The following is a 13,088-nucleotide window of genomic DNA, read 5'->3' as shown; positions in this document are numbered from 1 at the left end:
AACAGCATACTAAGCATTCTAAAGAATCGCATACTGGAGACATACTACAGAAGGGGGAGATGGTAGCAGAATATAACATACTGGCTAGGAAAAATGTATACGATAACAGAGATAGTATATTTCACGGAAGCAGAAGCGCTACTGCAAGGGAGCGGGATGAGCAAGGTCCCTTGCAGGGGGAGAGTGCTGGTGCTCAACGCGATCGCTAGTGCGTTGTCTACAAAGCCCTACACGTCAGTAACAGAGGTTCATGATCATGCAGGTAGTCCATTGTGTGTGGTGCTGGGGGATCCAGATGGGGAACTAGAAAACCCAGATACAAAGCCCTTTAGTTTTCCCTCTGAGTGTATAAGATAAATACCATGTATCCTGCACTACTAACACAGTATCCAAGTCCCTCGTTCTTTCCTCTGTGCTTTTATAATTCCCAGATATGATTTGCTCTGCAGATACGTGTTCCCCTCAAAGGTTGTGGGTAATAGTTAGGGGGCAGAGACATAGCAGGGAGGCCCTCCAGGTTGGATCTAGTTTATAGTCCTACTATTCTTATACTGAGTATAGAGCTCCCTCAAATTCATTGGCTCTAGAAGTATAGGTGCATATCCGCTTCCTACCGTGATGTTTGCAACCTCTTGCCTCACGAATGGAAACAATAACGTAGCGCAATCCACAAGGAACATCTCTTCTATCACACCTACGTCCCACGCTCCTTCCAACTTAAAGATTCCGCAGTAAGCGACCTCTAACTCAAAGATCTTATCCTTGTCCTTTTCTTCCTTTGCTTCTGCCGTGATAGACTCAAGCTTCAGGGCTAACATCATTTCATACACGTCACTACCTAAATCCCTATAACTTGGATTAAGTTGATAGTTTAGATGTGGTTTCACATTCTTCAGTTGAGACAACTCGTAGCTGCTTTTGACAACGTCAAATTTTACGAATTTATTGTATTGTAAAAGCAATCTAATTGAAATGCGACGCTCTTGCTCTAGTGTCTTTTCTACTTCAGTCATTTTTTTGTTTTACCTCCAAAAATTATCAACGCCAGAGAACTATCATATCTGTTTTCTCAATACAAACTAAATACTTCATTAATGTGAATGTTTTTGCATATTTACTTACTCGAAAGCCCTTCTACCTCAGCCTCCGATAACCCAGTTGCTTCACTGACTTTCTTGACGTCCATGCCCATACCTAGCAGCTGTTTGGCTATCGACAAGGCTTTCTCACGCTCACCTTCCGCTTTGCCCTCTGCTTTTCCTTCCGCTTTTCCCTTCTCTATCCCCTCCTGTCTTGCTTCGTCTATGCTGTATTCTTGTCCATCAAGCAGTAATCTCGCCCTCACATACGCATCGTACGACTCCTCGCTCCAGTTAAACCTCTCTAGCTCCTTATACGCTTCTAATATGTGCTCGTCCTTCGTACACATAGGCGGCTCCTTCACTTCCTCCGACCTACTTAGAAAAAATAACCACTCGTCCTCTATTCCATTTAATTCATCACCTTCCTTCTTAAATTTCATCAATTCTATAAATACATATGACAATGCAAATAAGTGCCTTTCATTCGTCTTCTCTTCCCTCGTAGTGTGGTAACTAATGCAACCTATGTTGTCTCCAAACAACTTCTTGTTCTTCATGATACTTACCACTATTACAGGTAATAACTCCCCGTGAAACATTCCCTTCTTTAATTGGGATACGTATGTATGCGCTCCATAAAACTGCGCCCTTTGTATGTAGTGCATCTCTTGTCTGTTCTCCATCTCTACTATGTAGATCTTTCCTGACTCATCCTTGCACTTCAAATCAAACAAGCTTCTTTTGCCCTGTCCTATGTCCGGTATTTCCTCTCCTGACATAAACTCAAGTTCTGCTATTTTTTCTCCCGGTTCTAAACGTAGCATAGCATTTAAAAAATCCTTCAGTCTTTCCTTGTCGCTAAAGACTCTCTTAAATGCTACATCGTTTGTTGCGTCTAGATATCTTGTCATCAATATAATCTCTTGTGTTTATCCTTAGTAAAACCCATTGTATACTATTCCAAATACTTCCTCCAACTGTTTTAGTGTACCTACCTCTTCAAATTCACAATAGCTCGTCCACCGTTACACAGCGCTGATGTCCTTTTCCTATGCTTATGCATATAGCTACGCTTCTCCATTTCTGGTTCCGAGACTCCATTTGGTGATGGTTCTATGTCCAATAATGTTATACGTCATACACTGCTTCTTGCAATGAGGATGCTTGTTCATCTGTCAGCTGCACATCATTCTCCACAGCAACACTATGAGGTTCAGATTCGTATACGTACTCTAGTGGGGTTTTTACTAGTGTATTGTATAAGTATACATCAACCTCTGATGATTTTGCTGCATTGTCATCACTTGTGCATTCTGTGTACAGACTGTGCACATTGTACAGCAGGTGGTAACCACTGTAGGCTGTCATTACTACTGCAAACGCTAAGCTGGCGTATGGTACTCCTGTTGCTGCCATCACCACGGGCAGTGTCATGTAGGCTCCTGTTATGACGACATGTTTCAGTGCTTCTGCGTATTCTCCTTGGTATGCTTGATATGTGGCTTCTAAAGTACCTATTGCCAAGCCATATCCGTTCAGTCCCTTGTACATTCCGTATAAGTGTGCTACGTCCAATACCAGTTCCTTGCTGTTCTCAAATGTAGGTTTGTTCACAACTCTCAGCACATCCACAACAGTATCTGCTACTTTGATGCCTAGGGACGCTTTGTACATGGCCACTTGTATTTTTGCTGCTTTTTCTGCAATTATTGCATTTATATCGATATCAGCCTTCATTTTTTCCTGCAATCCCCTCACAAATGCAAAATCTTCAGCTTTACCTCCCTTGTCCGGATGTAATTTTAGAAGTACGCTTTTCTTAAATTTTGCCTCATCCCGTAAAATATCAAGTGAAGTTAATGTACCCAGATCATTGTCTTTCAAAATTTGACTAAATCTTGCGATGTCTGCTTTGTGCAGGCACAGCTTGTATTTCCAGATAACGTCTAGTTTATTGGTTAATTTTTCAATGATACTAGTAATAGTACTTGACACTTTAGTTTTTTGGTGTGAAATGCTGCCAACCTGGATGGTTTGTTGTACATCTATTCCTCCCCCTTTTCTTATTGTACTCCGAACCACCAGTGTTTCCTGTTCGATATGGTTAGTCTCAATAGTCTCCTTGGCAGGGCCTGCGGTTTCCAGAGCCGCCATTATCTCCAGCACCAGTCCTTTGCTTCCTATCTCTCTTGCTCTACTCAGCAAGTTGATAGCCTGTCCTTCTTCGTACATTACATCTAATAAGGCATTCTGCAGTGTCTGTCCTCCTAGCTCGTGTGCTGTATATAGGAGCTCTGTGCCAGCAGGAGACGATATTAACTCTTGCTCTTTAAAAGCGTATTGTGCTCTGACTATAAAAAGATGGTAGAGTGCTTCTTCTTGTTCTTCTGCCTCTTCTGCCTCCCGTTGTTCTTCTGCCTCTTCTGCCTCCCGTTGTTCTTCTGCCTCTTCTGCTTCTCGTTGTTCTTCTGCTTCTTCATACCGTTCCTTTTGCTCACAATCTCTCTTTGGTTCTCCCAAAGACATACAAATTGAGCTGATTGCATCTGATAAGACATGACAGAAGTAACCAGGAGCACTTCCTGTAGCATCATCAAGATTATTTGATAAATAAATAAGAGCGTCTAACACACTAGTTTTTACCTCTCTAGGGCAATCACTTCTCAATGCTATTCCAGTCACCCCGCTCACAGCATCCATACGAACGTCCTCATCTTCATCATACAGGTCTTGCATCAGCACATTCAATGTCTGATTGACTTGATCTTGGGATACGACATCAATATCATGCACTAGGGATATCACTGCACTTACTACTGCACTAGATCTACTCTCAGTATTCTCAAACATATGGCCAAGCACTTGAAGTGTTTTTCCTCCTTCTGCTACAGATATTGTACCAAGTGCTCTCACAATCCTGCCTACTCCCTCTGCAGCATGCTCACAATTCCCTTCGTCTTCGTCCTCCAAAATCTCAGTCAGCTTAGTCAAAATAGTCATTCTCAATGAATATGGTATCTCACTAGTCACTTCAACAACTGACGCTATACTGGATATCTTGTGCTCCAGATCATCACCTCCTAAATCATTAGTGAGATGATTTAAAGCTAGGATTCCAAATTCTGTAGGTATACTTTCTCGTGCCATCCCTATTTGTACTATTAAGCTTACTGTATCATCAACATTATTTTGACGATTCGACATCGCTCTAATGGTATTCCATATCCTATCTCTCCCAACTACTTTCAGTACCCCTATTACTACTTCTGATGTATGTTTACGTGACATGGTCTTTAGAAGTATGTTCCACGCATCAACTGATATTGCTTCAAGGTTTGTCATTGATGTTATGACCATGTCTGTATCTGATGTAGTATGGACTTGGTCATTCAGCATAAAAGCAAGTTTGCGTAGCTCGCTTAACCATGTTTCTATAGATGCGTCAGGAGGACATACACCTAACATTCTAGCTACGGTCTCGTACTCCTGCTCCACATTGCTGTCTACAGGTGTTGCAGTTCTTGCTTGGAGTAATTCGCTGACCTCTGCTCTTATATCACTAGGAACATCTTGGTTCTCTGTTATTTCCCGGAGTAAAGCCAATAGACTTGTTGATGTAGTACCAATACTATTCAGTAATACTCCTGCTATTCCCAACATATATGAATCGGATATATCCTGCTCTACGATCGATTCATCTGCAGGATCTGCCACAATATTGACAAGCGCTTTTATCGTTTCTAATTTTGTCTTTACGGGGATTTCATCAGCAATATTACGAATAATGCGTTCTATCCAGGGCTGTGCATCAGTATCTAAATTAGTATTTAACAAGGAAATCGTACTTCTTAAAAAGGCACTGGCTGCATCATGACTGCCGGATTCCGCAATGGGATATGCTTTTTTAAGTGAGTGAGACATATATTCCTCTACAGGACCAGGAAGCCTCAAAGGCTCAACAAACTCAAACACTTTTGACACGACATCTTTAAGAAACCTCAGGTCTAGGTACTTCTTGACCATACTATGTTTCGCACCAAGGGATTTGCCTAAGGCATAACCCAAGTAGTTGACATTACTTCGAGATTCCATAAAGAGATCAAGAATCTTACTATCAACAATACTGTTGTACCCTGCCATGTTTCCTAGTATACAGGATAGGTGTCTCAGATCTTTACCGTTGCGAGATATATTTACACCCTGAAACAGGGAAGAGAGGATGTGCTTCACATCCTCTTCTGATTTTCCTGCGATAATGCTATAACAAATTTTTGACATACTGAAGAACGCCTCGCTGCGATTCATAGCATCTGAACTGTGCAACATTAACTTTAGAGCTACCAGTATCTGTATAGCTTCATCCGTAGAAAATTTGACGCGGGTAGCGGCCATCCTTTCTAGTGCACGTAATCCGTTAATACGATCGTCAGGACTATCAAGATGCAAAGTGGATATCACATCATCTAATCTCTGAATTACAGGTGCATTTTCTATGTTTTGCATTTAATTGGCTTTATTTTTGTCATACATCCCTTACCAATACATGCATCATAGAGTAATAGCTAGCAAAAAAATTGATTTCAAAGCTCAAGTAATACCAAACTTCAGATTAAATCAGGCAAATGGATTTGAGGATGAGGCTGCGTAAGCGTATTGAAATACTTGCGCAGAGCCGAATTTCACAAAATCCGCTTCGATCATTTAAAAATGGGACTTCTTGATGAGTACGTATTAGGGTCGTGATGGGCATCCCCACCAATTATGCCAACAAAGAATCAATAAGATTGATTTCGTTGGTCGAATGCTAGAGAATGATGAGAGTCATGATTAAAGACATAAATTTAAAGAGAAATATGAAACCAAAGAAACTAAACATAGAAATGACATACGCTGAGTTTAAAGAAATACGCCATGCGTTGGAAAATGGGAGATTGGAAGAAGCTATAGCAGCTTTTATAAGCAACCACAGTGAACAGAATCTGTCTCGAGATGATGTACTAAGTTTGGCTTTAAATAAGGGGGTAAGACGCGACATACCAAGGACAGTGGAAGATATTTTATATGAAGAATATACACAGAGCATTCTTACTATAATGGATAGTACAGAGTTTAGTCCACTTTCATTTGCTTTAGCTTTTCGTAAGAGAAGCGATGTACTAGAAGCAATAAAAGAGTATTTAGATGAACATCAAGAAGAACTGGCAGGAATGTTAGTTGAATTAGAAGGGGAAGATTTTCTAGCAATCCGAGCGGTTGTACGCACACCAGATCTTGATATGGAGGAAGACGATAGGTTGGAATACATAACAGAGCGTTTTTTAAGCAAATTGTACACAAAAGAGTCAATAATGAAATGGAAGGGCAGCTTTAATCATGAATTTAATGCGCTTGAGTATCTAAAAAGTATTGGCGACAATGAATGTATAAGTAGTAACACTGATGAAGATGGTACAGATTCGTCAGAGGGAACGTCAAATACTGAAGAAACCGTAATAGCTGTAGACCCAAAAGCACAGAATGAAGTACGTATCGATGTCGGTCATCAGCATAGTGCTGGTGCACAATTACTAGAAGTTGAGCCGGTGAGTGTGGATACTAAGCATAGTATGTCAAGACAGGAAGATGGTGATAAGGAGAAGGAACCAGTAGTTCAGAGAATGCTAGAATGGATAGAGACATTACCGAATTGGCTTCAGAAATACGTTATGAGTTTCCATTTTGTAGAGAGATTGATTGAATCGATAGAAGAGGAGTCAGCGGCGGTAGGGACGACGTGGTTATTTGGTGATGAAGGGACATTTAATAAAGATTATGGATTAGATACGAAGGATGGGAGTATAGTAAGTAATGGAGACGAAGCTAGAGTTACGGTATCGGAATATTGGTTTGACGCGAATATGATACTGGGACAAAGTGTGTGTGACGGTATGTTACCAGCAACGCTAGAGTATCACAGTTGATGGTGGGAGGACTGCAACATGCCAGGGAAGGAGTGTAAAGCCTGCAATAGCACAGAAAGAATAGGGTTTATGCAATTTATTGCATAATATCTTTGTTTTTAGCTAGAAAACTGACATATTGATGGAAAAGTTAAAAAACTAAAGGTAATGGTTATGAAACCAAAGCACTTAAATATAAAGATGAGTTACCAGGATCTTGTTCGGTTCCAAGAGAGTTATAGTAATGGTCAGCTTGAGATGTTTATAAGAGATTTTATCAATACCAATAGTGACTACATCTCATCACGGGATGATGTGCTTAGCTTGGCATTAAATGAAGCTATCAGGTCCAACATACCGGAACTAGTCAAAGATATTTTATCGATTGAGCATACAGAAAATATTTTAACGATATTTGATGCGAGCAGATATAATCCAGCCGCATTTGCTTTAACATTTTATGAAAAAAGAACGAAGATTTTAGATATTATCGAGGAGCACTTGAGAAATCATAATGAGGCTCTTACTCATCTAGAGGGTCGAAGCTTTCTTATTACCCGCTCCATTGGATATGTATCTCGTTTTGAGGTGACATTGGATGAGGAGGTGAATTATCTCAGAAGGGATTTTATAGATAAGCTGTATACACAAGCCAGTGTAGAGAAATGGAGGGCAAGCTTTGATATGCCCTTTAATGGTATTGAGTATTTGAAGGAGTATGAAACAAAGAGAGATGATGATATTGACGACATTAGGAGTGTGTCTGGAGGAGATTCGCCAAATGATCCAAAGCAAGTAGAGCATAAGGTATACACAGCAATAGACAGTGAAGAGCAATCTAGTGATAGGGATGTGGATCAATTTCATGGCTTGGAACAAAGCGTGAATGGTGTGTGTCACAGTACTGATTGTGAGTCTCATAAGCATGGGGGAATGGATGTGGTATCAGGGTGTACCATTAGAGGGAACAGGCAAGAAAGAGGCATAGTACAAGAAGGCACAATAAAGGAAGTAATAAATGAGGTGCTAAGATGGATCGAGGTGTTTCCAAGTTGGCTGCAGATATACATTATGAGTTATCACGGAGTGCAAAGATTTTTGGAATTTATGGAAGAACAGAGGTTGTGGATAGATTTGAAGATTGTTGGGATGCTGGAAGCTGAAGAACTAGAGAAGATGTTCGGAAAGGAGCATGGATTTGATAACAGAGATGAGGTTATTGGAAGTTCTGTAGAGAGTGCAAGGCAGTGTTTTGATCTTTCAGGATATCAACCTGAGGAGAGTGTGAGCGCAAGCCGGGATATGTCTTTTGGTGCAACGTCAGATGGTTACCTGGGAGATGTGTCAGTGGAGGGGCATGGTGTATCGATGTGGACTAGCTCGTAATGTAACCCCGATTTGACATAAGGATGTGTTGGAAGAGAGGTAGAGAGTGAGTTGCAGAGGGAACGGAATGAGAGTAAGCTTATCTTTTTAACCCAAATTAAATGCATAGCAGGATTTGATGGACGAAGTGTAAAGATGCCTGTATACTGCCGGAATGCATTATGTGAGGAGTATTAAAACTATGACCAATACATTAGTTCAAGAGATTGTAGAGCTCATTAATCACGTCACTGATTCTCATGAATTGGGTAATCTGATTGGTGATAAGTTAAAATTGTTGAGTGCGGAAGATGTAGTAGCCCTGTTTAGGAATAGAACTGGGGATGGATTGAGCATCTTGGGGGCTGCGACTAATAAGTCACCTGAAGCCTTGTACAGTATCTTCAGTTCTAGCCCTGTAGTAAACCTTGGAGAAGAGTATATACATGAACTGATGCACATCAAAGATAAACATGGCTATACAGTATTAGAGCAAGTGATGCGTATTTCACCGAATCATATTCGAGCTGTATTGAATAGTGAGTCCTTTTTGAAATTAAGTGAAGGATACAAGGTAGCAAGCCTTACTAAGAAGAATGATTATGGGATAAGTGTGATGGAGTATGCACTGAGACATGAGTCATCTGCTTTTATAAAAGCTGTGTTGTGTAGTACGTCGGTGAGGAGTATGTCAGAAGATGGTCTCTTGCGGTTGCTCTCTGCAAGGGATGGGGATGATGTAGAACTGTTTATATCTGCTGCTGGCTTATCTATTGAGCATTTGAGGGCTGTTGTAAACAGGGAAACGTTGGGTAGGCTATCTATTGATGCTTTAGACGTTCTGTTATTAAAAGACTGTCTGGATGGTAATAGTTTACTGTCATTAATAGCACTGAGAAAACCTTTAGCGGAGCTGAATCTTATATTAGATAGGTACAGCGAATTTGGTTTGGGGAAAGAGAAGATACTGGGGTTGCTAACGGATAAAAACGATGACGGGAAAAAGCTGGTAGAGATCGCGGTATATAAGGGTCCTGATTATATATCATCCTTGCTAAACCACGATATTATTTTTAGGCAATTGGATTCTGTACAGCAAGTGGAGGTACTAACGACATACAATGAGGGAGGGGAGCCATTGTTGATAGCAGCGTTCAATAAGTCGCCTCAGCATGTTAAAGCTGTCATTAGTAGCGATACGTTTCTGAATCTGTCTGGTAAGGAGGTATTGGAGGTATTAGGAGCTAAATCTGAGGTAGGAGACACATTTTTAGAGGTTTTACACTCTAAAGGTTCTGAAGATTATGTACGTGTATTACAAGATTCTGAAGTATTTTACGGGTTGAACCATGAGTTACAAATGCAGATACTAGAGCAAGTAGGAATGTATTATGATGAGATGAATTAAGTCATGGAACGGTTAAACAAGAGCAGAGCAAAGAAAATTAAATTTTTAGCGAAGGAGCTTTCCAGTAAGGTTCAGGACCATACACCGGAGGCATTAGTAGCACACATAAAGAAGATCGATGATGAAGAGCAGTTAAATCACAAAGAGATCTTTACACTGTTCACCAATGGTGAATATATGGTGTCTGCTATTGAGAGTGCTATGTCACGTTCAGGAGAGCATTTACGTGTTATATTGGATAATGCGTTAATTAATCGACTGGAAAGTGTAGAGCTTTTTAATATCATCAACAGTAAGGATAGTGCTGGCAATACGGTTTTATGCTCTGGCGTTAGAAGGGGAGAAGTCTATATCAATGGATTGTTGGACAGTGGTGCCTTCCTGAGACTGGGTGATGTACATCTTTTTGAGATTGTGAATGGAAAGTGCGAGGCAGGGCGGACTGCCTTATGGCTTGTCGCTAAAAAAGACAAGGATAGCATTTTGGCTATTCTGGGTAATGACTTTATTATAAGTCATCTTAGTGACACGCAGAAAAGAAGAACGCTGATAACGAGCGACATATTTAAGGCTGTTGACTCGGAGGCTAGCCTTATGACGATCTTGCAAAGTGATTTTGTCGCTTCACTAACAGAAGCTTCAAAGGTAGAACTGTTGAGTTTTCCCCAACCACCTAATGGTGACACTGTAATCAGGACTTTTATCAGAAAGAAAGCACCAAAATTACTCAAGACATTTTTGGACAGTGATGTTCTAGGCTCCCTATCTCTAGAAAATCAATATAAAGTGGTAACTAGCAAGTGGGACGACACTCCACACATCTTTAAATTCTTGATGAAACAAAGTAGCAATGTACTAGATCTTTTCTTTGGTAGTGACGTTTTCATGCATTTTAGTGCTGTACAGCAGAGACAAATAGTCATTTTTAGTGAAGGTATAGCGTTTTGGTCATATGTTGTATCCCAGAATGAATACGTCAAAAAATTGTTGGATAATAAGAATCTGTGTCAGAAATTGCAAAGCGAGCTATCTAGTCATTTTTTGAAGGCTGCTGAGTATACTGGGCGCTATGCTATAGAGAATAATAGAAAGAAGGATGTATTGGAGGGTACAGTTATAAAGGTAGCAAGAGATTATAGCATTTATAAAGAAATAGTCAGTGAAGATGGTTACTCATTACTATACTATCTAAGTACACAGGGTTTCAACGCCAGCAGTTTAAGGAGTCTTCAAAATGAGGGGTTTAAATTGACTATGCCAAGGAGCAAGAGCGTTGTAATATATGGTACACATCATCTGTATAAAAGTATGGGGCAAAAAGAAGCAGTAGTATACCTTAGGGGGCCAGATGGGACGAAGCCTATTAACATAGCGGGCATGGTGTCGTCATTGCACAAAGGCGGTATGACTGTTATTGCAATAGATGCAAGGGACAACAACGAGATCAATAGTGTGGTTCTTAGGAAGATCATCAATGATTATGCAATGAGCCACTTAATCAAGCTGTTCATTATTAATGCACATGGTGCTGGGGACAGGTATTCGGGTATGCCAGAAATATACTATGGTGAGAGACCACATAAAGGTGAGAAATGTGGTGATGCTGAGATCTGGTTATTCAAGGTGCCAGATAAGTTGGCAAAAACGCATTCTAAGTTATCCGAGGGAACTGGGCACTACATATTGGGTAAACTACTTATAAAGGAGATTATAGCAAAGTCTGTTAGTAAAGATTTGAAAGTACCGATCAATGTTTTACTAACATCCTGTAATGGTCAGTTGATCGAGAAGTGGGCGTTGAAGGAGTTGCCGTACGGTTCGACCATAGTGGCACTTGGTGAGCATAATTGCGAATCGATGGTGATACACGGTAGAGTTGGTGATCTCCAGAGCGTTACTCCTGCAATTATTCGAAGTAATCATTTGAAGAGTCAGCAGAGTGTGGAGAGTCTTTTGATTGCATATCTATTGAACATCGAACAGGGACTGGCTGCCCCCACGTATATCAAATCGGGTATTGGTATATTACACATGTCAGATTTAAGCAGTAGTATATATTGGCTACAAGGATTAAACGACCCCAGAATAGAAGAATTAGTTCTGAGGGTATGTGCTGTTGAGCCTGATTGTATAGACAAAGTGACCAAAGTATTGGAGGAGATCAAGGATGGCAATATTGCATTGGGTGAAATTAATAAACTGAAGGCAAAAGGGGATGCTCACAACGTGGCGAACAAATTAGGGATTATAGAGGCTCTTAACTTTGAGTATCATTACCATTGTACAGACGTCTTCAATAGGAATGGAATTGATGAAAGTTTTTGTGCTGTCAGTAGTTCAACTACTGGAGATTGGTATGAGACTGAGTATTGGGCATATGGAGCCAGTGGATTGTTCACATCTGTGGTCGTTGGATATGGTATATATTGCTATTGTTATACGTATACTCACTATGATCCCCACCAAGATTAAGCCTAACGACCTGATTTGGAAGGAGATGAATCCTGCAATCATGATAGTCCGTGGGTCAGAAGTGGTGGAGAAGAGATGATATGATATGAGGGATTGAGTTGATAGAATGGATTGAAAATCCATAAGAAAAGTGTATTAGATAGGCAGAAAGCTTATGGATTTTACATATCAGATATGCCAATAGAAAACAAAGTTTCCAGTCAAAAACAAGGAAGATTATTTTGCATTAAGTTTGCAGATGTATTGAACCACAAAAACAAACTATACAAATTACGAGATTTGGTAGATTGGTCTTCGCTATAAGCTAGCGCATTATCGAATGTGAAAATCAAGCAATTTGGTAGGTCACGTAAAGAGCATAGAGTGATGCTGGCTCTTGCAATGCTACAAGCGATGTACAATGGGTCAGATACATTCGCAGAAGAGGAGCTGAAGGAGAATATGTACTGGCAATATTTCTGTGGATTTGAGTATGTACGGCAAGATGTGGATGTATCTGAAGCTACTATTCGTAGGTTTCGTGGTATTTTAGGTGAAGGAGACTATAATGAGATTCTGAAAGAGCTTCTGCGTATAGGTGTGAAAGTCGGAGCGCTCAAAAAAAAAGACTTGGAGTCGGCGATTATAGATACGACAGTTCAGATTAAGAACGTGAAGCATCCGCATGATGGATTGTTAATGGAGAAAGCGAGGAAGGAGGTTGTTAATCTTTGCAGGAAGGTGGGCATAGAACTAAACGAGTTTGTTTGTGCTCTTTGCAAGGCCAAAAACACAATTTTATAAACTGCATCATCATTGGGGAAAGAACCCTTAGTTTTAATG

The 13,088-nt window shown here is 40.4% G+C and carries 9 protein-coding genes; 6 read left to right on the top strand and 3 right to left on the bottom strand.

Annotated elements, in window-relative coordinates; translation table 11 throughout:
* Nucleotides 1-209 (top strand): hypothetical protein (locus tag EDM53_RS06045; RefSeq protein WP_165379521.1); only part of this gene is annotated, 209 nt, incomplete at its 5' end.
* A 315-nt stretch (nt 210-524) separates the two neighbouring features.
* Here the strand turns inward: EDM53_RS06045 and EDM53_RS00950 are convergent.
* From EDM53_RS00950 to EDM53_RS06040, 3 genes are all read right to left on the bottom strand, one after another.
* Nucleotides 525-1,013, bottom strand: coding sequence for a protein-export chaperone SecB (locus tag EDM53_RS00950; protein WP_130121531.1), 489 nt, complete (start codon nt 1,011-1,013; stop codon nt 525-527).
* A 101-nt stretch (nt 1,014-1,114) separates the two neighbouring features.
* Nucleotides 1,115-1,993, bottom strand: coding sequence for an Rpn family recombination-promoting nuclease/putative transposase (locus tag EDM53_RS00945; RefSeq protein ID WP_130121529.1), 879 nt, complete (start codon nt 1,991-1,993; stop codon nt 1,115-1,117).
* Nucleotides 1,994-2,210: 217 nt separating this feature from the next.
* Nucleotides 2,211-5,585, bottom strand: coding sequence for a hypothetical protein (locus tag EDM53_RS06040; RefSeq protein WP_165379520.1), 3,375 nt, complete (start codon nt 5,583-5,585; stop codon nt 2,211-2,213).
* A 350-nt stretch (nt 5,586-5,935) separates the two neighbouring features.
* Between EDM53_RS06040 and EDM53_RS00935 the strand changes: the two genes are divergently transcribed.
* The 5 genes from EDM53_RS00935 (at nt 5,936) to EDM53_RS00915 (ending at nt 13,049) form a co-directional block, all read left to right on the top strand.
* Entirely contained in the window at nt 5,936-7,042 is a 1,107-nt protein-coding gene (locus tag EDM53_RS00935; protein WP_130121527.1) for a hypothetical protein, read from the top strand.
* A 153-nt stretch (nt 7,043-7,195) separates the two neighbouring features.
* Nucleotides 7,196-8,407 carry a hypothetical protein gene (locus EDM53_RS00930; protein WP_130121525.1) on the top strand — a complete coding sequence of 404 codons (1,212 nt, stop codon included), beginning with the start codon at nt 7,196-7,198 and terminating at the stop codon, nt 8,405-8,407.
* Nucleotides 8,408-8,588: 181 nt separating this feature from the next.
* On the top strand, nt 8,589-9,794 hold the full coding sequence (locus EDM53_RS00925; protein WP_130121523.1) for a hypothetical protein: 1,206 nt from the start codon (nt 8,589-8,591) through the stop codon (nt 9,792-9,794).
* Between the two features lie 3 nt (nt 9,795-9,797).
* Nucleotides 9,798-12,266, top strand: a complete 2,469-nt coding sequence (locus EDM53_RS00920; protein ID WP_130121521.1) for a hypothetical protein — start codon at nt 9,798-9,800, stop codon at nt 12,264-12,266.
* Between the two features lie 321 nt (nt 12,267-12,587).
* The gene (locus tag EDM53_RS00915) at nt 12,588-13,049 is read left to right on the top strand and encodes a transposase (RefSeq protein ID WP_130121519.1); all 462 of its coding nucleotides are present in this window, start codon (nt 12,588-12,590) and stop codon (nt 13,047-13,049) included.
* Nucleotides 13,050-13,088 lie beyond the last annotated feature (39 nt).

This window comes from Rickettsiales endosymbiont of Peranema trichophorum (assembly GCF_004210275.1).
GTDB lineage: Bacteria > Pseudomonadota > Alphaproteobacteria > Rickettsiales > Midichloriaceae > RICK02.
The sequence above is the reverse complement of the archived record's forward strand: the minus strand, read 5'-3'. Positions and strand labels throughout refer to the sequence as shown.